We start from the raw sequence: 26,241 nt of genomic DNA, 5'->3' as shown, positions 1-26,241 counted from the left end.
ATACGCAATAGTCGCTTCGCGGCCGCCCCGAGGATAAATCGCCTCGGGGCTTTTTTTGTTTCCGGCACAGAAGGATCCGAGGCTTGGAGGATTTCAAATGAAAACGCTATATTGCAATATGTCGTATTTTTGTGTAGTATAACATATAAATGTGATAGTGTAATAAAATATACTATCGCATACACGTTGTCCAAGCGACGAATGGGGGAATTCGAATGGGGAGCTCTACTTTGTCTTCGTTTATAAACGCTCAATTGGCCGATCTAAAGGTTCGAGGGTTATACAACACGATCGAGCCGCTGGAGAGCGCGAACGGTCCGGTTATCCGAATGGGAGGCCGGTCGTACGTGAACCTATCTTCCAATAACTACTTGGGATTGGCGACCGACAAGGGGCTCGTGGACGCTGCCGTACAGGCTACGATACAATTCGGGGTCGGCAGCGGCGCCGTCCGTACGATTAACGGGACGTTGTCTCTCCATGTCGAGCTGGAGGAGAAGCTGGCGGCGTTCAAAGGGACGGAAGCAGCAGTCGCGTATCCATCGGGATTCAACTGCAATATGGCGGCAATCTCGGCCATTATGGGCAAAGGGGATGCGATTCTGTCGGATGAGCTCAACCACGCGTCCATTATCGACGGCTGCAGATTGACGAAGGCGAAGGTCATCCGGTACGCCCACTCCGATATGGACGATCTGCGAGGAAAGGCGAAGGAGGCCAGAGAATCGGGCCAATACGCAAAGATCATGGTCATCACGGACGGCGTGTTCTCGATGGATGGCGACATCGCGAAACTTCCCGAGATCGTTGGTATCGCGGAGACCTATGACCTGATCACCTATGTGGACGATGCCCATGGTTCGGGTGTACTCGGCGGCGGTGCGGGTACCGTGAAGCACTTCGGGTTATCCGGCCGCGTCGATCTGCAGATCGGCACGTTGTCCAAGGCCGTCGGCGTCGTCGGGGGATACGTCGCATGCTCCGAACCGGTTGCGGATTGGCTCAAGGCGCGCAGCAGGCCGTTCCTCTTCTCGACGTCGCTGCCGCCGGGAGCGGTCGCTGCAAGCATCGCGGCCATCGATCGGCTGCAAGAGAGCCGGGAGCTGCAGGAGAGGTTGTGGAGCAACGCGGCCTATCTGCAGAACGGTCTCCGGAAGCTGGGATTTTCCATCGGTCCGACTCAGACGCCTATCACTCCGTGTATCATCGGAGACGAAGGGAAGACGCAGCGTTTCAGTGCCATGCTGTACGAGGAAGGCATATACGCCAAAGCGATCGTGTTCCCAACCGTGCCTAAAGGAACGGGGCGCATCCGAAATATGCCGACTGCCGAGCACACATCGGAAATGCTCGACCGTACGCTCGCCGCATACGAGAAGGCGGGCCGCGAACTCGGAATCATTGGATAGGGGGAATGCGGGATGAAACGAATACTGTTAACCGGTGCGCTTGGACAGATCGGGAGCGAGCTCGCGGTCAGGCTGCGGGAATTGTACGGGAGTGACGCAGTCTTGACGACGGACGTTCGGGAAGACCGGAGCGAGGCGGCGCAAGGCGGACCCTTCCAGCTGCTGGACGTCACGGACGGACGGGCGTTTTATGAGGCGGCCAGGGCCCATCGGGCCGACACGATCATCCATCTGGCGGCACTCTTGTCCGCGACGGCCGAAGCGAAGCCATTGTTCGCCTGGCAGCTGAATATGGGAGGGCTGCTGAACGCGCTGGAGACGGTCCGTGAGCTGGGCTGTCAATTGTTCGTGCCGAGCTCGATCGCCGCTTTTGGACCGGACGCCCCCAGGCAAGGCACGCCGCAGGACGCGCCGCTGCGTCCGGGAACGATGTACGGGATCAGCAAAGCGGCCGGCGAGCAGTTGAGCGACTATTATTACAGGAAGTATGCCGTAGACGTAAGAGGCTTGCGGTTTCCCGGCTTGATCTCGCATGCCGCCCCTCCTGGCGGCGGAACGACCGATTACGCCGTCGAGATGTACGTCCATGCTGTCAAAAGCGGAAGTTATACTTCCTATATCGGGAAAGGAACGTTCCTCGATATGATGTACATGCCGGACGCGATCGCTTCCGTCGCCTTGCTGATGGAAGCCGACGCTTCCCGGCTAAAGCGCCGCAATGCCTATAACATAACGGCCATGAGCATAGATCCCGAAGCGATTGCGGCCAGCATCCGAAGACAGATGCCGGGTTTCGAGCTCCGCTACCATATCGATCCCCTTCGCCAGGCCATTGCGGACGGTTGGCCTGACGCGATCGATGCTTCGGCCGCGTGCGAGGAGTGGGGTTTCCGACCCGCCTTTGATCTGGACCGGACGACCGACGAGATGCTGACGACTCTTTCCCGCAAACTGCTTGGTAGCGGGGGAGGCTCGATTTTGCTGCCGCAATAGCGTATACGATTGAAGTTTTTCTCATGATAGGCTAGAATGAAACGACAAAACGATAATGCGAGGAGGCCGATTCCGTTGGAGCCCATCCATAAGAAGGTTGGCAAAAATTTGCACGCCATCCGGAAGTCGAGGGGCCTCAGCCTCGACAACGTCGCCGAGATGACCGGCGTGAGCAAAGCGATGCTGGGCCAGATCGAACGGGGAGATTCCAATCCGACGATTTCGGTGCTATGGCGTATCGTAAACGGTCTGGGTATCTCTTTTACGACGCTGATCGAAGAGGTGGATTCGGACGTCACAATCGCGACGCCGGGCGATCTGGAGTCGTTTGCGGAAGAAGAGGGCGCGTACCGGACATTTCCGCTGTTCCCCTATCGGCTGCGGAACAAATTCGAATCTTACCTGGTCGTTATAGAGCCGGGCTGCGAGCATGTCTCCGAGCCTCATAACGACGGCGTAGAGGAGTATTTATTCGTCCAGGAGGGCGTCCTGGAGCTGGAGCACGGGGATGAACGCTACGAAGTGCCGGCAGGCAGCGCCGTTCATTTCCACGCGAATCGGCCTCATACGTACCGGAATCATGGCGAGGAGACGGCGAAGTTTTTTGCGGTCATCTTTTATGCGGACGCTGCGGCGCGAGGTTAGTCTATTCCATTACAGTATAATAGCGAAGCGGCAGTTTTGGACTTTATTACTTGTCCAAGACTGCCGCTTTTTTGTTTCTTTAAACTTGACCTCTATTTCCCGCAATGAAACGCGTTGTGCCGCCTAAGGGCAGCGACAGCCGTTTTTTCTTGTTTGGTCAGGTTTGCAAGGGGGAATTGCTGAAAATGTTTATTCGATTGAAAGTGTTTAGTACGCTTTTTCCTCATTTGGTTTAGCTTCGTTTTTATTGTATCTTGTCGCGGAACTCCAAAAGCTCGATGATGATTAGGAATTCGAATTCGATAAGCGCACATCCCAATTATTGCCGGACGGAGGAGGTACGATGAAATGAAAACGGGCTTCGCGAACAACCTGGAGGTGACGTATGGGAACAAGCGCAAGTAGACGGTTCAAACAAAATGTGCCGCTCTTATGGATGTTTATTCCGGGAGCGATCTTTTATCTTCTAATCAAGTACACGCCGATGGCGGGGCTCGTGATCGCGTTCAAGGATTACAATCTTCATGACGGAATCGTACGCAGTCCCTGGGTCGGGCTCGACAATTTCCGCCTGATCTTTAGCAATGCCCTGACAACGGACATCATTCTGAACACGTTGTGGCTAAGCTTGCTCCGGCTCGTCGTCGGTTTTCCGTTTCCGATTCTTCTGGCTTTGCTGCTCAATGAAGTGCGCAAAACGTGGTTTAAACGATCGATTCAGACGATGGTGTTTTTGCCTCATTTTTTTTCATGGGTAATTGTAGGGGGCATCGTGCTGACGTTGTTCTCGCAAGAGGCGGGAAGTTTGAACCTGCTGCTGGAACGATGGTTCGGATATACCCATCCATTTATGTACGATGTGCCTTCATGGGTAACGATTTATCTCGGATCGGGGATTTGGAAGGAGGCGGGTTTTAGCGCCATCATTTATTTGGCCGCTCTGGCCGCGATCGACCCGGTTTTGTACGAAGCGGCTGCGATCGACGGCGCAAGCAAATGGCGGCAAATTTGGCATATTACGTTGCCGGGGGTCAGCACGGTCGTTGCGATGATGCTGATATTGTCCATGGGAAGCATTATGGAGGTTTCGTTCGATCAAATCTATATTTTGGGCAATCCCGTCGTGTCCAGCATCTCGGAAGTCATCAGCACATGGGTCTATCAGCTTGGACTGCAGGGGGCGCAATTCAGCCTTACGACAGCCATGGGCTTATTCGAATCGCTGGTCGGGTTGCTGCTGATCCTTACGGCGAACCAAATCGCCCGCCGCATGGGAAAAGAACTGTGGTAAAGGAGGGATGGACCGATGCGCGCATCCTCTGGGGAAAAAGTTTTCTACGCGGTTAATTATTTCGTTTTGTCGGTGGCGGGACTGCTTTGTTTCTTGCCATTAATTCATCTCTTCGCAACCTCTTTCAGCGACCCCGGCATGATTATGGCGGGACGAGTCTCGCTATGGCCGGTCCAATGGAATTGGGATTCTTATCAGGCCTTATTTGTCGGGACCCGGATCGTGGATGCTTTCGGAAACAGTATTGTCATTACGCTTGTCGGCGTGTTGTGCAGCATGACGGCATCTATCGCCGTGGCGTATCCCTTGTCCAAGGATTATTTTTATTGCCGCCGGTTTTTATCGTTGGCCATCATTTTTACGATGATTTTTAGCGGAGGATTAATTCCTAATTATTTGCTGGTCAAGTCGCTTGGTTTGGTCAATTCCTACTGGGCTCTGTGGTTGCCGGGATTGATAAGCAATATAATATGTGGGTTGTCAAAACGTTTTTTCAAAACATCCCCAGAGAATTGGAGGATGCGGCCCGCATCGACGGCTGCGGCGAACTTCGATTGATTATGCGAATCGTGCTTCCCGTATCGCTGCCAATGCTCGTGGCGATCTCCTTGTTTTACGGCGTCGCGTATTGGAACAATTTCTTTAATGTACTGATTTATATCAATGATACTAGCAAATACAATTTGGCCGTGTTAGTGCAGCAAATGATATTTTCCGCCTCGAACCCGCAGTTGGCCATCGATTCGGATTTGCAGCAAGCGATTACGCCGGAGGGCGTGAAGGCTGCCGGCGTGCTTGTTATGGTTTTTCCGGTACTGATCGTCTATCCTTTCGTTCAAAAGCATTTCGTAAAAGGAGTGATGATCGGATCATTAAAAGGTTAGCGGAGGCCAGGCATGACAACATAATTTTACATCCAAAACAGGATGAATATGAAAAGGGAGGCGCATCAAATGACCAATTGGAAATTTCGACGGGGTTCGATGATGGCGATCGTTTACATCTTATTGGGCAGTGTAACGGTACTGGGTTGCTCTACGGCTCCATCCGGGGAGTCCGATCCGGGAACGGACGGAACTAAAACAGCGGCCAAAGGCAAAATGACCGCCGCCGTGTATGATCGGGGCAATGTCCCTGCCGATCAGGGCACCATTCAAGATAACTGGGCAACAAAATGGATCAACCAGGAGGGACCCTCCGAGGTCACGTTCGTCCCGATCCCGCGCTTTTCGGATACGGAAAAATACAATACTTTATTCGCGGCAGGCAACGCTCCGGACATCGTATGGTCTTACAGTAGCGATTTCAAAGGACAACTGATTAACCAGCGTCAAGCTATGCCGCTCGAGGATCTAATCAACGAAACGAGCACCACGTACAAGAAGTTGTTAGAGGAATACCCGGGGCTAAAAAAACTTACGACAGATCCGGACGGACATATTTATCAAATTGGCCGGATGAATGGATTGCAGCCCAATGATGCTTTGTTTATTCGGGCGGATTGGCTGAAAGCGTTGAATTTGTCGGTTCCGCAAACGACGGAGGAGCTCTTTGAAGTGGCCAAGGCATTCGCAACCGAGGATCCGGACGGCAACGGGGAGAACGATACGCACGGGATAGCGATGAGTTTTATTACCGGCTCCTTGATTGATGTTATGTTCGGAAATATGAGCCCTGTTGTGGAAAACGATGAATTGGTAAATGGCTGGGATCGAAAAAGGGATGCACTGGCTTTCAAGAAGCAGCTATTTGATGCGGACATTGTAAATAAAGACTTCCTGAACGATAAAGACGGGGCCAAAGCGAAGGAAGAATGGGTAACGGGCAAGCTGGGGATTTACGGGGGCTCGATCGACGGAATCGACGAAATGCAGGTCCTCGCTACATTAATGAACAATAACCCGAATGCAGAAGTGCTTTGTATTGCGCTGCCTGCGAGCTCGTACGGCCAGTTCAGCGGCGGCCTGATCCCGCCGATCCAGGTGGTGGGTATCGTTAACGCCAAAGCCAAAGATCCGGAAGCCGTGATGAAGTATATCGATTTCCTGTCGGATAAAGCGAGCATGACCAAGCTGGCTTATGGAGATGAAGGAACCGATCATACACTGTCGGAGGCTGGTTATCCCGCGCTGAAGCAGACGGATAATCCGAAGTTCGCCTGGACAAACGACGTTAATTTATTGTATTCGCCGGCATTCTTCGGGAGCGTGCCTGCTTATATCAATTCTTTGAACCGCGACAACAAGGTAGAAAAGGTTTGGCTTGAGCTTTACGGGCAAGCGGTGGAAAATTACTTGAGTCCGGATCGTCCATACCCGGGATTTACTTTCGGCGAGTTCAGGCCGGTGCTGCCCAAAGAGCTGCAAACGATCTCCTCTACCGTAAACGGGCAGATCGATAATATTCTTAAGAAAGCGATTGTCAGCGGCGATTCCTACACCGCGGATCAGGCGATCGCCGATGCGCAAAACGTATGGAAACAGGTCGGGGGAGAGCAAATCGACGATTGGTGGAGCGATTGGTATAATGCAAATAAAGAAACGGCCTATTTAACCAAAGATTTATATACGAAGTAAAATCACATAACATTCAAAAAAAGGGCGGGGGGATAAAGAATGAAGCGGAATAACTGGTTTTATCGGTTGTTGTTCTCTTATCTCCCGATCCTGCTCTTTGTCGTTTCGGGTTTGATTATCACTTGTTTCCTGTTCATTGTAAAGCTGTCGGAGGAAGAAGCGGGACGGGCCAACGCGATGTTCGTGCAGACCGTGATGCAATCCGTGGACCAGTCGCTGCAGACGATCGATAGCGTCATTATGCAAGGGATTCAGACGGATGAGTTGTTCTCCGCTTTCTTTAACGAAAAGGGGTCGGCGAACACGTATTTCCTGAATTACGAAATGGGTCAAAAATTGAGAGGATGGATGGATTCCAATCCCTGGATTTCATCCATCTATGTTGTTCGATGGTCCGATCGTTTGCTGCTAGCTCAAGACGGCTTGGCCAATTTGGATGAATTTTTGGACGGAGCGTTTATTAAAGAAGCTCAGAACTCAACAAACCTTCCAAACTGGATCGGAAGACAAGATCCGTTTAAGCTGGATGATCCGTCGCGAAAGGTGGTTACCCTTGTACGCAAGGTGCCCCTGGAGCATGGCAGCCAGGGGATGGTTGTCGTTAATATTCGGACCCGGGCTATTGCCCAATCGATTGAAGAAAAGACGGCTTTAACGTTAGGTTTTATCGCGATTAACAGGCAAGGGGACATGCTGCTCGATACGAGCAACAGATCGAAAGAAAACGCCGAGCGCAATCATTTGCAGCTGGCTAGCGTCACATCGCCCTATACAGGATGGACATTTGAAAGCGGAATCAAGCAAGGCAGCATAATCAGCTACGCTTCTGCCTTTTCGTACTTATGGATCATTTTGGGATCGTTGGTCACGATAGTGGGCGTGATTTGGGTGGTGTATGCGACGCGCAGAAATTACAAGCCGATCGAATCGATTATAACCCGCATTCGGATGAATGCTCCGGTCAAAAAAGACGAATTTGCCGATGTCCGGCATATGGACGAATTCGGGTTTATCGAATCCATGTTCGGAAATATGGCGGAGGAGCTTGGCAAGTTCCGGGAGCAATCGGTAAAGGACGATATCATCAAGCGCAAGCATGTATTTCAAAAAATCATGAGCGAGGACGTCACCGGGGAGGTTGAACAATTGCTTTCGGAATTGAAGGACGGAGATTTATTGATCCAGTCCAAACAGTTCCAATTTTCGATCGCCGAGATCGACCGTTTCCACCAGTTCGACCAACAATACACGGCGTCTGATCAGTATTTGTTAAGATACGCCGTAACCAAAGCGATTCAGGAAATTGCGGAGTATTATCCATTCGGCATTTATTGCGAATGGATGTCGCCAACAAGGCTGATCCTTTTGTTTAGCCTTGGCGAATCCGATTCGTGCAACATGTCCGAGACCGCGAACGGATTTTGGCGGGAAGTAATCGATTGGATGGAACGATTTATGACGTTCAGCATAACCGTCGGCATAGGCCGCGAAGTGTTTTATATTCGCGATTTAAACAGGTCCTACCGGGATGCGGATGAGATTTTGCGTTATAAATGGCTGCTTGAAGACCGTAAAGTGATTTCGCGCGAAGATGTCGAGGGGAAAACGGGGAAGGTTTATTACGAATACCAGCATCTGGTCCATGCTCTCGCCGACTCGTTTAGAGTGGGCGACGGGAAGTGGGAGACCCTTTTCGAGCGGCTGTTCAGCGAAGTGAAAGGAGCCATATTAACCTCGGAAGATATGGTGAACTTACTGAATTACCTGCTCTTTGAGCTGGATAGGGAACTATCTTACCTGGATATGGGGCCCATAGAATCTTTAAAAGAAAACAGCTTGTCCCATATACGGGAAGAGATTTACATCATCGAGTCCGTTACGGCTACCCAGGAAAATTTAAAAAGCATTCTCATGACCTTGTTCAACGACATTCAGGCTTTGCGGGAAAATCATAGCAACCACGAAATGATTCAAGACATTAAAAGTTATATCGAAATCAATTATCATGACTCCAACCTGTCTTTGACCTCGATCAGCGAGAAATTCGGCATGAGCGGAAATTATTTAAGCCGTTTGTTCAAGGAGGAGTTCGGAGAAAGCTTCGTCAGTTATTTGATTCATTTTCGGATGGAGAAGGCCAAACAATATTTGAAGGCGACCACGGAGCCCATTCAACAAATTGCCAATCTGGTCGGGTACACCCATTCGGTCTCCTTTAACCGCGTATTTAAGAAGCTGGCAGGCAAGACGCCCGGGGAATACCGGAGCATGAACGAGAAATAAAGATTACAGTAATAGCTAATTATGAGGGAGCGGGATTATTATGAATCTGGAACGTATAGATAAAAATTGGGTGATCGAGAAGATCGCATTCGCTAAATTACATGGGGAGCGTGCTCGCAGCGCCGGGGCGAACGCCAGACTAGGCGTTCACGGCACGGCCTGCGAGGTTAGCATTGTCCGGATCACGATTGACGGTCAGACGGCATACGGCGCCTCGCGCATTACGACGGAGCAGGCGAAAACGTTTATCGGAAAACCTGTTCGCGACTTATTCGACGATAGCGGAAAAATACGCGAGCCCTATCGCATTTGTCTCGAATATCCATTATTGGATTGGCTCGGACGCAGATGGAACAAGCCGGTGTATGAACTATATAACGGAGCGCGAAGTCAAGCGCCAAGCGGGTTGGCCGTTCCATGTTATGATACTTCTCTTTATTTTGACGATTTGCATCTGACCCATGACAAGGATGCGGTAGCGCTCATTCAGGAAGAAGCCAGACAAGGGTACGCGAAGGGACATCGTCATTTTAAAATAAAAGTAGGACGAGGCGGGATGCATATGCCGCTGATGGAAGGAACCAGACGGGACATTGCGATTGTAGAGGGCGTAAGAGAAGTCGCCGGCCCGGAGGGCAAGCTGATGATCGATGCCAACAATGCGTATAATCTTAACCTGACCAAAGAAGTTCTGACCGCTTTATCGGATGTTGGCTTGTATTGGATCGAAGAAGCTTTTCACGAAGATGAAGCATTGTACGGGGATTTGAAGTCGTGGCTCAAGGAACGGAATCAGAACGTGCTGATCGCGGACGGAGAAGGGTATGCCTCCCCTCGTTTGATTGACTGGGCAATTCAGGGCAAAGTCGATGTGCTGCAATACGATATTATACATCCGGGCTTTACTCATTGGCTGGAACTTGGCGCGAAACTGGATGAGCACGCTTTGTTGACCGCGCCTCACTGTTACGGCAACGCTTACGGCATTTATGCAACGGGCCATCTTTCTGCGGGCATCAAAGGTTTTCAGTTCGTAGAATGGGACGATATTGCGATCGAAGGGATGGACGACAGCGCCTATTCCGTGCAAGACGGAATGTTTTTTGTTCCGCCCAAAGCGGGATTCGGGCTGGACTTTGACGATGATCGGTTTACCTATCAAGTTTCTCGCGGCGGCTGGGTGATCGACTAGTTGCGCAAACGCGGTGTGCCGCGAGAAAATGAATAAGACGTAAACTGGGGAGAAGTATTTGGTCGTTGACCAGATACTTCTCTTTTTTTTTGGGAGTGATCGAGCCTTGAGCTTCCAAGCGTCGCGTGGCTGCTGCCGATTATGGTATGATACTTATGGTTTCCATCGTTTCATACTAAATATAAAGTAGGTTTGCTTATGCATCTATTATCGGTTGAACATATAACAAAAAGCTATGGCGAGAAGCTGCTGTTCGAGGATGTCACGTTCGGGGTCGAGGACGGAGACAAAATCGGCATTATCGGCGTCAACGGCACGGGCAAGTCAACGTTTCTAAAGGTCATCGCAGGGCTGGAGCAGCCGGATTCCGGAACCGTATCGGTGGGCAATCGGGTTGTCATCCGCATGTTGTCGCAGGACCCCGTGTTCGCGGCTGGCGAGACGGCTCTGGAGCATGTACTGGGCGGGGACTCCCCGCAACTGCGGGCGGTTCAAGCTTATGCGGCGGCCATGGAAGCTATCGGGCTAAATGCGGGCAGCGAGAAGCTGCAGCAGGAGCTGATCGCGGCGAACGCGAAAATGGACGAACTGGACGCGTGGGGACTCGAGAACGAAGCGAAGACGGCCCTCTCCAAGCTGGGCATACACGATCATGGCGCCAAGGTAGAGACGATGTCGGGCGGCCAGCGCAAGCGGGTTGCCATGGCGGCGGCGCTGCTGCTGCCATCCGACGTGCTGATTCTGGACGAGCCGACAAACCATATCGATAATGAGTCGGTCGCCTGGCTGGAGGGGATGCTGCAGAAGCGGCGCGGCGCGCTGCTCATGATTACGCATGACCGCTACTTCCTTGATCGGGTCAGCAACCGCGTGATCGAGTTGGACCGCGGACAAGCCCATTTCTACCAGGCGAACTATAGCCGCTTTCTGGAGCTCAAGCTGGAGCGCGAGGAGCGGGAGGCCGCATCGGAAGCGAAGCGCCAGAACTTATTGCGCAATGAGCTGGCGTGGATTCGGCGGGGAGCTAAGGCCCGGACGACGAAGCAGAAGGCGCGGATCGACCGGTTCGAGGCGCTTAAGGCGGCAGGACCCAAGGGAGCGGACGGCAAGCTGGAACTGTCGGTGGCTTCATCGCGGCTGGGCAAGAAGATCGTCGAAGCCGAGGATGTAGGCAAAAGCTACGGAGATCGCAAGCTTTTCTCCGGGTTCAGCTATATCTCGGTGCCGGAGGATCGCGTCGGCATCGTCGGACGCAACGGCAGCGGCAAGTCGACGCTGCTTCGCATTCTGGCCGGGAAGATTCAGCCGGACGAAGGAACGGTGGAGCGCGGCTTGACCGTAAAGCTGGGCTGGTTCTCGCAGGAGCGCGAGGAGATGGACGAAAGCCTTCGCGTTATCGAATATATACGCGAGGATGCCGAGCAGGTGAAGACGGCGGACGGCACGACGATCTCCGCCGGCCAGATGCTGGAGCGGTTCCTGTTCCCTCCGGCGCTGCAATGGTCGCCGATCTCGAAGCTGTCGGGAGGCGAGAAGCGGCGTTTGCAGCTGCTGCGCGTGCTGATGAACGCGCCGAACGTGCTTCTGCTCGACGAGCCGACGAATGATCTCGATATCGCAACGTTGACCGTGCTGGAGGATTATCTCGACGACTTCCCCGGCGTCGTGTTCGTCGTCTCCCATGACCGCTACTTCCTCGACCGAACGGTGGATCGCATTATCGCCTTCGAAGAAGGCGGCGTCATTACGCAGCATACCGGCAATTATTCGGAATACCGGGAGTATGCGGATAAGCGCTCTGCCGCAGGAGCGGGAGGCGGCAGCGGAGCGATGTCCGGCGGCGGAGGGAATAGTAGCAAGTCGGGCGGATTCTCTGGCGGAGCAGGCCCTGGCGCGAATGAAGGCAAGGCGAGCGGCTCCGCAAGCGGAGCTTCTGCCGCACAAGGCAGTGCAGCAACGAGTGGTTCATCCGGTCGCGAGCGCGCGCTCAAGATGTCGTACAAGGATCAGAAGGACTACGAGGCGATCGACGGTTGGATCGCCGAAGCCGAGGAGGAGCTCTCCGCCGTAGCCGAAGAAATGGAAGCGGCCAGCAGCGATTCGGTGCGGCTGCAAGAGCTTGCCGCCAAGCAGCAGCAGCTGGAAGAAAAGCTGGAATCGCTTATGGAGCGGTGGACGGAGCTTAATCTGCTCGCGGAGGAGATTGCCGCGCAGAAGAAGGGCTGATCCAATCCATGACGCGCTTGGCTTACCGAAAAACAAATTCTTATTGGCGATAAAACTTCCTTATGCTTACGAAGCGGCTTTGCTTGGCAAAGCTGAAGGTCGCTCATCACCGAAATACTTCGATAAAAGTTTTTCTCATTAAAGGAGGCTTTTCGCATGGGGTCGCATTCCGTCGAAACCAAAGAAATCAAAAACATCTATTGCATCGGCCGCAACTACCGGCTGCATGCGCTGGAGCTGGGCAACGAGGTGCCGGATTCCCCGATGGTGTTTACGAAACCGAGCCATGCAGTAGCCGCGATGGATGGAAGCACGGTAGAGCTTCCGGGCGGCGTCGGCGAGGTGCATTTCGAGCTGGAGATCGTGTTGCGCGTCGGAGAAGGGTACAAACCAGGCGCTCCTACCAACGAAATGTTTGACGGCATGACGCTGGGACTCGACTTGACGCTTCGCGACGTGCAGTCGAAGCTTAAGGCAAAGGGGCATCCTTGGCTGGCGGCCAAAGGCTTCAAGGCTTCGGCCCCGCTGGGCGATTGGATTCCGTACCCGGGCGAGGCAGCTCTTGCAGAGACGGAGTTCACCTTGCAACGCGGAGACGAAGTCGCCCAGCGCGGCTGTGCGAAGGACATGCTGTTCGACGTGACTGCGCTTGTTCGCCATATCGAGGCAAACTACGGCCTTGGCCCCGGCGATCTGATCTTTACGGGCACGCCCGCGGGCGTAGCCGCCCTTCGGGACGGCGAAACGCTCCAGGCGTTCTGGGGCGAGCAGAAGCTGGGCGCTTGCAGGGTGGCATTAAAGAATTAAACTCCGTTGCCGAGCGATGGGAACAGGAAACGCCGTTGCGAAAACAAATGAAAGAAGCTCGCCAAAACTCAGCACCCTTTAACGGGAGCGAGCGTGGCGAGCTTTTTTCCACATGCGAACGTATAAGTTTTCGGTCCAAGCGGAATCGTACTGGCCGTGTATCAACGTCCGGCGCCGCGTTTCTTTCTCAGAAGCAACCCAATCGCGATACTTGCCGCTATTACCGCAACGACGCCGGCAAGCAGGGGCCATGGAAGCTTGACGTCAATATCCTTCGCCGAATCGGCAATGGGCTGATCGAGATCTTTGTTCGGCGGCATTCCTTGACCCAATAGATCAAGATCCCCTTGAGCTTGCGAGAGCGCCTTCGTACGAGTGCATATCCCCGTACCCGGTTCGTCTCCGTTTCCGTCAGGGCCGGAAGCGTAGGCGTAAACCAGATAGGACATGCCTTTCTGGAAGAAGAAGCCGCAATCGCCGCCGCCGCTGCCGGTCCACACCGTAATACGCGAGCCGGCTTCACCCTTGTACACGGTCTCCGTCTCGAACTGGATATTTTTAATGAAAAAGCCTTGTTTGCTTTTGGCCTCCGTTACATCAGCAACTTTTCCGGCAAATACGATTTGTGCCCCTTCGGCGGCATCCGTAACAGGCTTCGGCTCCGCGCAACTGCATGCAAACGTTGTTTGAGGCAGGTATGCCATCGCAATGCCGGTCAGCAAAGCTGCCAGCAGAATGAGTTTGCCTATTGTTTTCAAAGGAATCCTCCTGTTCGTCTTATTCAAAATATAGGAAAGGATTTCGCCATACTTTCTCTATATTTCTCGGAATGAAACGCGCCGCGCCGCCAAACGATGGCGTAGCCGTTTCACCTTGCCTTATGCATTAAGAACGTACCAGAAAAGCGAAGTGTTGCAATCGGATGCAAGATCAATCGACATCGGAGTGAATTTGTGGAATAATCGTCTACATTATATTCGAGTTCAAAAAGTTCGGTTATCAGTACCAAGAAGATTGGATGTAGCTAGAACCTGAGGAGCGGAGCGTAGTGGAAGCTACGTGAGCATAGCTAGGTTCGGCAAACCTTGGGCCCCGCGAAAGTAATCGGAATTGACATCGAAGCTTCCCTTCACTTTCGTGGGTTTCAGGAAATATTCGACGTCGAGTAAGCTTCTAGAATTACTTCGTAATGGGAAGCGGACTTTTTGAACAACCTCATTAAGGGGGGAGCCGATTGAAGGTCGTATGGATCGAAGACGAGACCGAGCTGCTCAAGGAATGCGCGGAATATTTGCGGCGGGAAGATATCGAGGTTCACGGAGCGGCGACGCTGTCGGAAGCCGAGGCGCTCATTAGGGAAGAGAAGCCGGATCTGCTGCTGGTGGACTGGATGCTGCCCGGAGGAGAGAGCGGGCTGGATCTATGCAAGCGCAACGAGCGGGAATGGGGCTTGCCCATTATTATGGTGACGGCTAAAGGCGATGAGTTTGACAAGGTGCTGGCGCTGGAGCTGGGAGCGGACGATTATTTGACGAAGCCGTTCGGTCTGCGGGAGCTGGGCGCTAGAATGAAAGCGGTATTGCGGCGCACATCCAAGGGAAACGTCCGGGAGGACGGAAGGCATCGCGAAGATGTGCGATTACAGCGAGGATTGCTGCTGCTGGATAACGACAAATATGCGGCGCAGCTCGAGGATCGCCGTCTGGAGCTGACTCGCACGGAATTTATGCTGCTCTGGAAGCTTGCTTCCCATCCTGGACGAGTGTTCACGCGAACCCATCTCATGGACGAAGCGCTTGGCGACGATTATATCGGTTACGAGCGGACGATTGATTCGCATATTCGCAATTTGCGCAAGAAGCTTGGCGATAACGAAGCGGAGAAGCCTTACATCGAGACCGTATATGGCATCGGGTATCGGTTTTCCGAAGAGGCGAGGTGACCGGGATGACCGGCGCGCAGACTGACGGCTTGACCAGTGGACGCGGACGGAATGGGTTAGCAAAGCGGCTGCGACTGGTTGCGATTAGCATAGCGGCGGCTTTGCTTACAGGATGGATCGTACAGTTTGTACTTCTGGGCATGGAGAGCAGGGAACGGGAGAGGGCAGAGCTGTATTGGAACGGCTATGCAGTCATGTTTGTCGAGTTGAATGGCGGCTTTGACGGTTTACAGGAGCGGCTTGTGCGAGACGGGTATGTGTATGGTGCGGATTCCGACTTCGCCGTTCGGATCTATGCAGGCGATGATGATCATTACGAGAAAGTAGCAGAGGTTTCGCGGGGCGATAAATGGAGCGGCGGACGCAAGCTGCCGGTTATGATCGGAGGTCGAATTGTCGGCTATACCGAGACGAGCATTACCTCCTTTGGCCATTCATGGTTCATAAAATTTGTTGTTCCTTGTATGACGGGGCTAGTCGTATTGACTTGCGGTCTGATCCTTCAGCATAAGTTGAATCGGACGGAAGATCAGGCCGGTCGGCGTCTTGCCGAAGAATTGAAGACGTATATGGCGCAGCATCGCCATTTGCCCGTCGATTCCGGAGAGCGGGATTGGACGTCTTTGAAGGGTGAAGTTGGCGACCTCATGCGTCGCAATCAACAGCTGGAGACGGTCAGAACGACGATGGTGGCGGATATCGCCCACGAGCTGCGGACGCCGATTGCCATTATGCGTGCAACGTTGGATCATGCGTTGCAGTCAGGTGCTCCGCTGGCGCCGGACAAGCTTGCCGTTCTTCATGACGAGACGTTGCGGTTAAGCCGTCTCGTCCGCGATCTGCAGGAACTGGCGCTTGCGGAGAGCGGACATTTGCCGCTGTTCAAGTCCTGGTTTTCTATGACAGAGCTGGCCGAAGAGGTGTTGGAGACGCTTTCGGCGGCCGGAGAGGAACGCGGCATACGGCATGACATTACGGGACTTCCGGATGCAACGATGTACGGAGATCGCGGACGCATCAAGCAATTGTTAATTAATCTTGTCGGCAATGCGTTCCGTCATGCCCAATCTCTGGTGACGGTAGATTTAGCGTTAGCGGGAGGCTCGATCCAGCTTACAGTCAGCGATGACGGTCCGGGAATCGAAGAGGAGGAGTTGGAGAGGGTGTTCGACCGCTTCTATCGGGGAACGGAAACAGCCAAAGGCGGCAGAGGACGCGGAACGGGGCTTGGTCTGGGTCTTGCCATTGTCCGCGAATTCGCTCGAGCTCATGGCGGGGAGGCGGCGGTAAGAAGCCGTTATGGCGAGGGAGCCAGCTTTGTCGTAACGCTGCCGGTCATGAAGGAATAAGGGGAAGATAGGGGATGCCAGCCCCTTCTGCATAATATCTGCACATTTGGTTCATTAGGAATGCATAATGTTCTGCTACAGTTACGTCATTAGCAGAACAAGAGGTGAAAAGCATGTTTATTCGCGTACAAGGATTATCCAAAACTTACGGCAAGGGGACCGCGGCGACGAAGGCGCTTAGGGAAGTATCGCTTAACTTGGACAAGGGCGAGATGGTGTCCATTACGGGACCGTCCGGCTGCGGCAAAACGACATTGCTCCACATTCTCGCGGGCATCGAATCATGCGACAGCGGCGAAATATGGATCGGCGACGCGCCGATTCATGAGTGGGATGACGCCAAAATCGCGAAGCTCAGACTGGCGAAGATGGGCTTCGTCTTCCAGTCCTATCATCTCGTTCCTGTACTGACGGCGTGGGAGAATGCGGCGATGCCGCTTATTGCAGCCGGCATGCCCACGGGGAAGGCTCGAGTCAGAGCGCGAGAGGCTTTGTCCGAGGTTGGGCTTGCGGACAAGGAGAACAGCTATCCGGCTCAGTTGTCGGGCGGACAGAATCAACGCGTCGCCATAGCCAGAGCCATTGTCGCAAGACCGGACATTATATGGGCGGACGAGCCTACCGGCGCGCTTGATACGGATACGGCGGAGCAAATCATCGGACTGCTGGAAATGCTTAATCGTCATTACGGAACGACGATCGCGGTCGTCACGCATGATCCGGGCATCGCGTCGCGCATGAATCGTACAATCCGGATGCAGAACGGCAGAATCGTTCATGACGGAGGAAACGGATTATGATCGGCTCCGGCATCGTATGGCGGATGGCGTGGAGCAATCTCCGCAAGCAATGGAAGCAGACGCTGCTAACGATCGCGGCAGGGGCGATCGGCGCGATGCTCATCGCGGTCAGCTTTGTTAATTACGATTCCGTCCGCATTAGCGGAGAACGGTGGATAGAGACGAGGCTGGGCCCTATCAGTTCGAAGCTGACGCCGGAGGAGCAGCTTTCTGCCGGATTTACTTCAGAACAAGTCGCCTTGCTGGAGAAATACGTGGACGAACGATCGACTGATTATCGGGTGTTGCCTTATGTCGGAGCGGAGGCGACGCTCCGGGCTCATGACTCAAAAGGCGAAGAGAGCGGAGTGCTGAAGTCGGTGCTGGTCCTTGGCTTCTCCACGGAGAAGGCGGCGAGATTCGATTCTGCAAGAGCGGAGCTGTGGAGCCGCGGCATTGGCGAAAACGAGGTCATTCTGAACGAGGCGACGGCGTCGCAGCTCGGCGTTGCGGCCGGCGATGTGTTGGAACTCATCGCCTCTGACGGCTCCAAGCTGCTGCGCGTTCGCGAAATAACGCCGGAGCAAGGTTTGACGGGCTTCAGGGATTACGGCGCCTATGGCGGCACGGCGATCGTATCGGAGGCGCTGGCGCGCGAGATTGCGAAGATCGGCGAGGGCATCTATCCCGCTATATGGACGGGGACGGTTAATGGTTCCCTGCCTGACAGAGCGATGTTCATCCTTCCGGAGCTGAATTACGAGATTCATTATTTGAAGGCCGATTATCGCGACAAACTCGAAAGATTAAATTTCACCATCATCATCGGGATAATCAGCTTGGTAGCCATTGCTTCCAGCCTGATCTTCATGCGGCAAGTGCTCGTTATGATCTCGGAGTCGAGAAGGGGCATGTACGGCGTCCTGCGAGCGATCGGTTTGTCTCCCGGTCAGATCGGCGCCATGTTTGCGGCCGAAGCGTTGCTCTTGTCGTTGCTTAGCGCCTTGGTCGGCTCGCTTATCGGAATAGGCGCAGGATACGGTCTGGTATCTCTGTTCTACGGTACGTACAGCGACGTTTTGCAACGGATGACGGGCATGCATATTCCAATTCATCCGCATCTCTCGATAGTTGGCGCGGTATTGCTCTTTATATCCATCTTCGTTTTCCTGGCTGTCGTATCCGCATTCGCCGCACACAGGGCTGGCCGGTTCCCGGTAGTCGAAGCGCTGCGCGGCGGAGGCGAGCGGCTGGCACGAAAAGGATACAAGCATCGTTTGTTCGGATGGGTACTGACAGGGGCAGGGGTCTATTTCACGGTGATTCACTTCTATCTGGCATTTGTCGAGACACCGGATTTGAGCGGGGGAAACTTGTTGTGGGTGTGCGTCTCGTGGTTAGGCGCATGTTGCTTCCTCTTGTTCCTCCTCATACGGCTGTTGTCCATCATGAGCGGGCCTCTGAGCAAGTTGTTCGGGCGGCTGGGGATTCCGCCTCTCTCGGTCATGCTTGCGACGAAGTATCCCCGCAGCCAATCCGGAAGAACGTACACTACGGCGTTATTATTCGCTCTGATCATGATGATCGTGACGTTTACGGTGACCATCATGGGATTGATAACGGCATCGGGCGACGTCAGCCAGACCCCGCAGACGGTGCTGGGCAACGGCGGATATGCTTCATACCAGTCGGAGTCGGAGCGGGATCATATTTTGTCCGTGGCGGACGGGGATGATTTTATCTCCGAGCATGTGGAAGCTCACATGATTTCTGAGCCGTTTATGATCGAAATGACGCCGGATTGGGTGGCGCAAGCCATCTTGCCAGTAACGGAGGAGCTGCTGAAGAGAGAGCTTCCCCCGCTGGCGGAACGCGATCCCAGGTTCGGCAGCGACGAGGAAGCTTGGGAAGCGGTGTTGAATGATCCCGGTTATATTATGCTGCCGTACTTTTACAAGACGAGAGACGATGTCTTTAAACCCGGACTAAAGGCGGGCGACACTGCTGCGTTCCCGGTGTATGAATACAAAAAGCTTAGAGCGATGGATGAACCCAAAGTGCTGTTGTTCGAGAAATCACTCACCGTAGCGGGATTCCTCCAGAAAGAGGCGTATCTTCACGTCATCGATTATTACGGCGAGACTTTTATGCACGCGGATGTCGTGGACGAACTTAAGGCATTTGGCTTCAAATGGGAAAATCAGAGGGCGCTCGGCTTCGTCTTATTCGATTTCGATTATCGGGATGTCGAGCTCGCCCAACAGTTGGAGGATCGATTCGCTCTAAACGGGGTACTGGGATTTACGGTGCCTTATCTGAATAATAGCGCGGAGTATCTGATGAACAAGCAGTTAGGCATCGGTTTCGTAGGCTGCGCGGTATTCTCCGGGATCATCAGCTTGATGGGACTCGCGGTTGTTCAGTATCGGACAGTAAGAGAAAGAGGCCGGCAGATCGCGATGATGCGCTGCATCGGCGTGCCTGGCAAACAAATCTATTGGATGTTTATGCTCGAAGGTATTGTTATCAGCGCAGCCGGTCTGCTGACCGGTTGGGGCATCGGCGCCAGCGGCGCTTTATTGTTTACGCAAGCTGCGAGGCGGGACATGCCGGATTATATGGCGTTCGAGCCGTCCTACCTCTATGAGATCATTTTGCCGATCATGCTCGGGCTTCTGCTGCTCTCGGTGCTCGTCAATATTGCGCCCGCAAGAGCGGCTTTAAAGCTGAAGGCGGCGGAGGGACTTCGGAGCAATGACGAGTAGGTTAATCTTCAAGCTCGGCGGGAACTTTTTAAATAGTAACCAAAAGACGAGCATCGCGCTTAAACCGCGGTGCTCGTCTTTTTGAAAATCTAAAAATTTTTAAGTTCTTGTACCTTTTTCTGATACACACGAAAGAAAAGGGAAGTTTCGACGCCAATTCCGTTAACTTTCGCGGTGCCCAGAGTTTAGTGAAACGAGCTGCACCACCAGAGAGTAGGGGCTCAGCTCGTTTACCTTCTCGCTCTTATTTGCCATTAAACGCGTTCAGCATCCATACATGTTTCTCCAGTGAAGTATGGATGGCGAGGAGCATATCGGCCGTTGTTTCGTCGCCGGCTTCCTGTGCAGCCTCCATACCTTCCTTAAGCTCGTCGATAACCGTCGAGAAGTCCTTGATGAGTTGGTCGACCATTCCTTCAGCGGATTCTTTGCCGCTGGCTTCCTTAACGGTAGATTCCTCCAGGTACTCGCTCATTGTCGCGATTGGCTTGCCTTTCACCGCTAGGAGACGTTCCGCGATCTCGTCGACATGCAGCGCCGCCTCCTCGTAGAACTCCTGGAACTTCGCGTGGAGCGTGAAGAACTGCGAGCCTTTTACGTACCAGTGGTAGTTGTGAAGCTTAATATAGAGAACGCTCCAGTTGGCGATCTGCCGATTGAGATGTTGTTGGACGGTTTTTGTTGTTTTGGTAGTCATGTTTTTTCATCCTTTCGATTGTTGAGATTGGTTATTTCATATAAGTAAACCGGAATAGCGGCAGTGAAACCTTGTTTCCTTGGATATGCTGCAATAGGAAAACATTTCATTTCAATCCAACGACTAGTTTGCTCTTCTGTGATCGGCTGTATGCATTGAGGCTGCAAGAGATTGGATATTATAATTAGATCAATTCCTTATTTATAATTATTACAAATTAGGGGCGGGATGTCAAGGCTTTGATCGTTATTTGCATTCGCTAGCGCGCTGGCAGGCGGGGACGAGCGAATGTGTGGAAGGGTGGTTGTACGAGCACGAAAAAAAGGATACAACCTCCGCATTAAAGCAGAGGTTGCATCCTTCCCTGGATAAGTCCGAGCCGACGCGAATCCGAAAATTAAACGAGCGCCGCAGCTTCGTGGGCCTGCGCTTCGAGGTAACGTTCGCAGTCCAAAGCGGCCATACAACCGCTGCCAGCGGCCGTGATCGCTTGGCGATAGGTGGTATCCTGCACGTCGCCGCAAGCAAACACGCCGGGAATATTCGTTGCGGAAGTGCCCGGCTTCACCAAAATGTAGCCTTGAGCATCCGTCTCGATCTGTCCGCCAAGGAAGCCTGTATTCGGCGTATGGCCGATGGCGACAAATACGCCGTCCGCTTCCAGCAGCTCTTCTTCGCCGGTCTCGTTGTTACGGACCTTCAGGCCTTGCAGTCCGTTCTCGCCGGCTACGACTTCCAGCGGCGTACGGTTCAGGCTCCAGGCTACCTTTTCGTTGGAGCGGGCGCGATCCTGCATGATTTTCGAAGCGCGCAGCTCTTCGCGACGGTTTACGACGCGAACCTCGGTGGCGAAGCGGGTCAAGAAGCTTGCTTCCTCCATGGCGGAATCGCCGCCGCCGATGACGATCAGCTTTTTGCCGCGGAAGAAGAATCCGTCGCAAGTGGCGCAAGTGCTGACGCCGCGACCGATATTATCCTGCTCTCCGGGAATGCCGAGATACTTGGCGGACGCGCCTGTCGAGATAATGATGGATTCTGCTTGCAGCTGCCCAAGTCCTTCTACTTCAAGCGTGTAAGGCCGCTTGCCGAAGTCGACGCTCTTGACGGAGCCCATCTTGAACGTAGCGCCGAACTTCTGCGCTTGTTTTCGCATATTGTCCATTAACTCGCTTCCGAGGATGCCATCCGGGAAACCAGGAAAGTTTTCGACCTCCGTTGTTGTCGTCAACTGGCCGCCAGGCTGCCAGCCCTCGATGACGAGGGGCTCCATGTTGGCGCGGGCGAGATAGATGGCCGCCGTCAAGCCTGCAGGACCTGTTCCGATAATAATGGTTTTGTGCATAATCGTTACCTCCAGTATGATGTTCTCTCTTTTCGCGCGTTTTTGCGCAAGTGTTACCTTAAAATTATTACAAACTGTAACATAAGTCAATACAGTTCATCTAACCTTCATCTTACCTGCGATAGAATGGATCGAGCCGTCAGAATTCACGGCTTCGGATTGGCGATTTCACCTCAAAACGAGTATGATGGAGACAGAGAATAAGACGTTGATTGCCAGTCGCAACCGTCTTTAAGAGAGGAGCAGCGAATTGCGTATGAGTACATCAATCCGGAAAGCCGTCATACCTGCGGGAGGACTCGGCACGCGGTTCCTGCCGGCAACGAAAGCGCAGCCCAAAGAGATGCTGCCGCTGATCGACAAGCCGGCCATTCAATACATTGTAGAGGAAGCCGTTCGTTCCGGGATCGACAGCATCGTCATCGTAAGCGGCCGGCACAAGCGTGCGATCGAGGATCACTTCGACAAGTCATTCGAGCTGGAGGCGGAGCTGGAAGCGCGCAATAACGAGACGATGCTTGCCATCGTCAAAGAAATTTCGCAGCTCGCGGATATTTATTATGTCAGGCAAAAGGAGCCGCTCGGGCTTGGGCATGCCGTATTGTGCGCTCGCAGGTTCGTCGCGGACGAACCGTTTGCGGTACTGCTCGGCGACGACATTTTGACCTCGAACCCGCCTTGCCTGAAGCAAATGATCGAAATTTACGAGCAGGAGCAATCATCCGTTGTAGCGGTTATGGAAGTGCCCTGGGATCAGACTCATAAATACGGTATCGTGGACATCGAGCAAGGGAGCCGAGTAGCCAGGGTTAAAAATATTATCGAGAAGCCGGCGCCAGGTCAAGCGCCATCCAATTATGCGGTAGTGGGACGTTACGTGCTGCATCCGTCCATCTTTGGCTTGCTGGAAGCCGCGAAGCCTGGCAAAGGGGGAGAAATTCAATTGACCGACAGTTTGCAAGAGCTGAACCGATTGTCTTCGCTGACCGCATTCCGCTTCGATGGCCGCAGGCACGATGTCGGCGACAAGCTGGGCTTCGTGCAAGCGACGATCGATTTCGCTTTGGAGCGGGATGATTTGTCCGCGGACGTGAGGCGTTATATGCTGGAGAGTCTGGGCTTGCCGAAGGAATCTTAAAACGGCTCGGTCGACTGCTAAGAGAAAAAGACTGTTTGTACAGTGTCTTTCTCGAAGACTCGTTACAGGCTGCGGCCTCTAAGCTATAGAAGTTTTGAACTCGCACTTAAAGAGACAGTCGCTCATGGCTCAGCGCCGCGTCGGCTGTCTTTTTGCAAAAAAACTAAACAGAACGCGTCCCGTCGCCAAAGGAAGCCGCAGCCGTTTCGCCTTGTTGAGGCAGGCTGCAGGGAGAACGCTGAGTCGAAAGCCTGCCACTATTTTGAAATGGTGATTTTTTACTGTTTGAGCTAGAATAGAGAGATAGAGAGAGTTACTGGGCTGGGAGATGACTTACTTGTATTGCCATCAATGTATAAGAAGCTACGCAAGGGATGCAAGGTTCTGCAGCCAATGCGGGAGAAGGCTTCATGCCATAACGATTCAAGCGGAGCAAGGGGATCACGGCGCGGTCGGATTGGCGGAGCAGGAGAGTGTGGCATCGCTGGAAATAGCGGACGGGAATCGGATCGATACGAAAGAGACGAAGTTCCCGGGAGACGTCGAGACGATTGAAGGAACGCAAGCCGTACGAAAGCGCGAGACGCTCTGGCCCGTCTTCTTCGGACTCGCGGCGCTGGTTCTTGTCGTTGCGTCGGGGCTTTTCCTGTTCTACAAGCATGAACTGAAAACGAACGAAGACGTGCTGCGGCTGCAGGTCGAAGCAAGGGCGGCAGCCTTGGGCGGCCAGTACGACGAGGCGATCGCGCTGCTCGAGCAAGCGATAAAAGCCCGGCCGGATTTTCGCGCGATTATCGACGATAACGAAACGGTTCATCATGCGGCGGAGCTCGAGCGACTGTCCGTTGAAATTCGGCAAAGGCTGGACAAAGGCGATGCGGAGGTTGCCCTGAGCGAGCTCGAGCATCTGAAGTCCGAGCTGAACGGACACAAGGAGCCTATCTACGACAAGCTTAAGGAGAAGGCGGACGGCTTTTCCATGGAGCTTACACTGCTGGAGCTGGCAGGCGATCTGACCACCTTGACGACGATCGAGGAGCACGGAGAAATGTTGAACGTCGTGAACGGCTTGATCGGGCAGGAGGCGGAGGAGCTTCGCGCTCTTATCCTGAACAGTATACGGAAAATAACGATTGCCGAAACGGAGTATTTGCTCCAGCGAAAAAACTTCTCCGGTGCATTGTCAGCCTGCGACAAAGCGTTGACTTGGGCAAAGGAGGATGTGGAGCTGCTAGCTCTTAAGGAGCGCGTCAAGCAAGAGAAACATGCTTATGAGCAAGCGGAGCAGCTTCGAATTCAGCAGGCGATGGAAAACGCGGCGGAGGAAGATTTGATTAATCAGACGGACGCGATCGAGGTTATAAGCATTGATCATTCGTTGGATGAATTCGGCGACCTTTCGGTTGTCGGCAAGCTCAGAAACAAAGCGACAAGACCGATTTACGGCGTCGAAATTACTTATTCCGTTAAGAGTTCAACCGGTGAAGTGCTGGGAAGCGGAACGGCGAGCGCAACGCCGGAATATATCGAACCGGGCGAAGAGATGACATTTACGGCGACAGTGAGCGGCATTTATGAAGGGGATGTCGTTGCCGTTATCGATAATAAGACTTGGTATTTGGATTAAGGAGCATGGATATGGGAATCAAATGGCGGATTGCGCTCATCGGCTCCCTTCTTATTCTGGCGGGAGGCGCTGCTGCGGGTTACGCGGTAAACGAGCAAGTGCCGGGTCAATTAAACGGCACTCCGCTTATCGCCGTAGGCGAAGTAAAGAAGTCGCTAAAGGATATTATTTTTGAAACGCAGAAGATGGTTGTCATGATCGAGACGGAAACGGGCTTGCAGGGCTCCGGCTTTCTATACAATCTCGAGGGAGATCTCATTACGAACGCCCATGTCGTGGAAGGAGTCAGGCATGTGCGAGTGAAGACGGCTGATGCGCGCGATCTCGATGGAGAGGTGATCGGAATCAGCACCGAAACGGATGTGGCGGTTGTGCGGGTGAGGGAGCTTGTCGGCACCCAGCCGCTGTCCATGATGCGATATGAGCGCGGGGAAGTCGGCGATGATGTCATGGCGATCGGAAGCCCGCTGGGCTTCCAGAACACGGTCACGACAGGCATTATAAGCGGCGTCGGACGAAGCTTCCAGATCGCGCCGTACACGTACAAGGATTTGTATCAAATCTCCGCTCCAATCGCCCGCGGCAACAGCGGAGGTCCGCTTGTCGACATGAATACCGGCGCCGTGCTAGGGATTAATTCGGCGGGCCTGGAGGATGAAGGCATCGGCTTTAGCATACCGATCTCGAACGTATTGTCGATGGCAGAGGGATGGTCCAGGCAGCCGATGGACAGGCTTCCCAATCTGAAGGTTGTGGAGACGCACGATGAGAAAGAACAAGATGTTTCTCTGGATCAGATGGCGGAATATTTGGTGAAACATTATTACGACAGTCTGAACAATCGCGATTACGTGTATGCTTATTCGTTGCTTGGAGAAGGATGGAAGGAAGGGACGAGCTATGTCAAATTCCGCGAGGGATATTTGACAACTCGTAACGTCGTCATTGACGATATGCACGTCTCTTCTCCAGAGGACAACGAAGCGACTGTAACGGCGATTTTATCCGTCGACGAACGCAAGGACGGCAAGTACGCACTGAGCAAATATCAAGTCAGCTATCGGATCGGCTACGAAAACGACCAGCTTAAGCTGATCTCCGGCAAAGGCAAGGCGATACGCAAATAATGATTTTGGTTATGATCAACGCGTTGCTTGGCGTAGAGCCAAATGTTCATGCT

The 26,241-nt window shown here is 53.3% G+C and carries 21 protein-coding genes and 2 pseudogenes; 20 read left to right on the top strand and 3 right to left on the bottom strand.

What is annotated here, in order from left to right; all coding sequences use genetic code 11:
- Positions 1 to 215: 215 nt before the first annotated feature.
- The 13 genes and pseudogenes from B1748_RS20700 (at position 216) to B1748_RS20655 (ending at position 13,422) form a co-directional block, all read left to right on the top strand.
- Complete coding sequence (locus tag B1748_RS20700) at positions 216 to 1,409, top strand: glycine C-acetyltransferase (protein ID WP_087569845.1); 1,194 nt, start codon at positions 216 to 218, stop codon at positions 1,407 to 1,409.
- A gap of 12 nt (positions 1,410 to 1,421) precedes the next feature.
- Positions 1,422 to 2,402: an NAD-dependent epimerase/dehydratase family protein gene (locus tag B1748_RS20695; protein WP_087569844.1), complete on the top strand. Its 981-nt coding sequence runs from the start codon at positions 1,422 to 1,424 to the stop codon at positions 2,400 to 2,402.
- Positions 2,403 to 2,477: 75 nt separating this feature from the next.
- On the top strand, positions 2,478 to 3,047 hold the full coding sequence (locus tag B1748_RS20690; protein ID WP_087569843.1) for a helix-turn-helix domain-containing protein: 570 nt from the start codon (positions 2,478 to 2,480) through the stop codon (positions 3,045 to 3,047).
- Positions 3,048 to 3,432: 385 nt separating this feature from the next.
- Complete coding sequence (locus tag B1748_RS20685) at positions 3,433 to 4,338, top strand: ABC transporter permease (RefSeq protein ID WP_087569842.1); 906 nt, start codon at positions 3,433 to 3,435, stop codon at positions 4,336 to 4,338.
- A gap of 15 nt (positions 4,339 to 4,353) precedes the next feature.
- Positions 4,354 to 4,896: a carbohydrate ABC transporter permease gene (locus tag B1748_RS37845; protein ID WP_306299335.1), complete on the top strand. Its 543-nt coding sequence runs from the start codon at positions 4,354 to 4,356 to the stop codon at positions 4,894 to 4,896.
- Positions 4,809 to 5,222, top strand: a complete 414-nt coding sequence (locus tag B1748_RS37840) for a carbohydrate ABC transporter permease (RefSeq protein WP_306299334.1) — start codon at positions 4,809 to 4,811, stop codon at positions 5,220 to 5,222. Before B1748_RS37845 ends, B1748_RS37840 begins: the two co-directional genes overlap by 88 nt.
- Before the next feature lie 69 nt (positions 5,223 to 5,291).
- A complete protein-coding gene (locus B1748_RS20675) occupies positions 5,292 to 6,914 on the top strand; it encodes a type 2 periplasmic-binding domain-containing protein (RefSeq protein WP_179215710.1) in 1,623 nt (540 codons plus the stop codon).
- A 39-nt stretch (positions 6,915 to 6,953) separates the two neighbouring features.
- Complete coding sequence (locus B1748_RS20670) at positions 6,954 to 9,197, top strand: helix-turn-helix domain-containing protein (RefSeq protein ID WP_087569840.1); 2,244 nt, start codon at positions 6,954 to 6,956, stop codon at positions 9,195 to 9,197.
- 40 nt (positions 9,198 to 9,237) lie between these two features.
- Entirely contained in the window at positions 9,238 to 10,389 is a 1,152-nt protein-coding gene (locus tag B1748_RS20665; RefSeq protein WP_087569839.1) for an enolase C-terminal domain-like protein, read from the top strand.
- A 198-nt stretch (positions 10,390 to 10,587) separates the two neighbouring features.
- Positions 10,588 to 11,421: pseudogene (locus tag B1748_RS38090) on the top strand (ABC-F family ATP-binding cassette domain-containing protein); the annotation flags it as partial.
- 198 nt (positions 11,422 to 11,619) lie between these two features.
- Positions 11,620 to 11,934: pseudogene (locus tag B1748_RS38085) on the top strand (ATP-binding cassette domain-containing protein); the annotation flags it as partial.
- Between the two features lie 18 nt (positions 11,935 to 11,952).
- Complete coding sequence (locus B1748_RS38080; RefSeq protein ID WP_373271293.1) at positions 11,953 to 12,615, top strand: ATP-binding cassette domain-containing protein; 663 nt, start codon at positions 11,953 to 11,955, stop codon at positions 12,613 to 12,615.
- Positions 12,616 to 12,771: 156 nt separating this feature from the next.
- The gene (locus tag B1748_RS20655) at positions 12,772 to 13,422 is read left to right on the top strand and encodes a fumarylacetoacetate hydrolase family protein (RefSeq protein WP_087569837.1); all 651 of its coding nucleotides are present in this window, start codon (positions 12,772 to 12,774) and stop codon (positions 13,420 to 13,422) included.
- 161 nt (positions 13,423 to 13,583) lie between these two features.
- On the opposite strand, the gene B1748_RS20650 is transcribed toward B1748_RS20655, so the two are convergent.
- The gene (locus B1748_RS20650; protein ID WP_087569836.1) at positions 13,584 to 14,180 is read right to left on the bottom strand and encodes a hypothetical protein; all 597 of its coding nucleotides are present in this window, start codon (positions 14,178 to 14,180) and stop codon (positions 13,584 to 13,586) included.
- A gap of 476 nt (positions 14,181 to 14,656) precedes the next feature.
- Between B1748_RS20650 and B1748_RS20645 the strand changes: the two genes are divergently transcribed.
- From B1748_RS20645 to B1748_RS20630, 4 genes are all read left to right on the top strand, one after another.
- A complete protein-coding gene (locus B1748_RS20645) occupies positions 14,657 to 15,364 on the top strand; it encodes a response regulator transcription factor (protein ID WP_087569835.1) in 708 nt (235 codons plus the stop codon).
- A 5-nt stretch (positions 15,365 to 15,369) separates the two neighbouring features.
- Entirely contained in the window at positions 15,370 to 16,713 is a 1,344-nt protein-coding gene (locus B1748_RS20640) for a sensor histidine kinase (protein ID WP_087569834.1), read from the top strand.
- 113 nt (positions 16,714 to 16,826) lie between these two features.
- Complete coding sequence (locus B1748_RS20635; protein ID WP_087569833.1) at positions 16,827 to 17,513, top strand: ABC transporter ATP-binding protein; 687 nt, start codon at positions 16,827 to 16,829, stop codon at positions 17,511 to 17,513.
- Positions 17,510 to 20,257 (top strand): ABC transporter permease, encoded by a 2,748-nt coding sequence (locus tag B1748_RS20630; protein ID WP_087569832.1) that lies wholly within the window; start codon positions 17,510 to 17,512, stop codon positions 20,255 to 20,257. The genes B1748_RS20635 and B1748_RS20630 overlap by 4 nt, the downstream gene beginning before the upstream one ends.
- A gap of 244 nt (positions 20,258 to 20,501) precedes the next feature.
- Here the strand turns inward: B1748_RS20630 and B1748_RS20625 are convergent, their stop codons facing one another.
- Both B1748_RS20625 and trxB read right to left on the bottom strand, forming a co-directional pair.
- Entirely contained in the window at positions 20,502 to 20,954 is a 453-nt protein-coding gene (locus B1748_RS20625; protein ID WP_087569831.1) for a Dps family protein, read from the bottom strand.
- Between the two features lie 397 nt (positions 20,955 to 21,351).
- Positions 21,352 to 22,296, bottom strand: coding sequence for a thioredoxin-disulfide reductase (trxB, locus tag B1748_RS20620; RefSeq protein ID WP_087569830.1), 945 nt, complete (start codon positions 22,294 to 22,296; stop codon positions 21,352 to 21,354).
- A gap of 256 nt (positions 22,297 to 22,552) precedes the next feature.
- Here trxB and galU point away from each other — a divergent pair, with 256 nt between their 5' ends.
- The 3 genes from galU (at position 22,553) to B1748_RS20605 (ending at position 26,188) form a co-directional block, all read left to right on the top strand.
- A complete protein-coding gene (galU, locus tag B1748_RS20615; protein ID WP_087569829.1) occupies positions 22,553 to 23,434 on the top strand; it encodes a UTP--glucose-1-phosphate uridylyltransferase GalU in 882 nt (293 codons plus the stop codon).
- Positions 23,435 to 23,771: 337 nt separating this feature from the next.
- On the top strand, positions 23,772 to 25,061 hold the full coding sequence (locus B1748_RS20610; RefSeq protein ID WP_087569828.1) for an FxLYD domain-containing protein: 1,290 nt from the start codon (positions 23,772 to 23,774) through the stop codon (positions 25,059 to 25,061).
- 11 nt (positions 25,062 to 25,072) lie between these two features.
- Positions 25,073 to 26,188: a S1C family serine protease gene (locus B1748_RS20605; RefSeq protein WP_256975796.1), complete on the top strand. Its 1,116-nt coding sequence runs from the start codon at positions 25,073 to 25,075 to the stop codon at positions 26,186 to 26,188.
- Positions 26,189 to 26,241 lie beyond the last annotated feature (53 nt).

This window comes from Paenibacillus sp. MY03 (assembly GCF_002165585.1).
GTDB classification, from domain to species: domain Bacteria; phylum Bacillota; class Bacilli; order Paenibacillales; family Paenibacillaceae; genus Pristimantibacillus; species Pristimantibacillus agaridevorans.
This window is presented reverse-complemented; position numbering and strand designations above follow the sequence as displayed.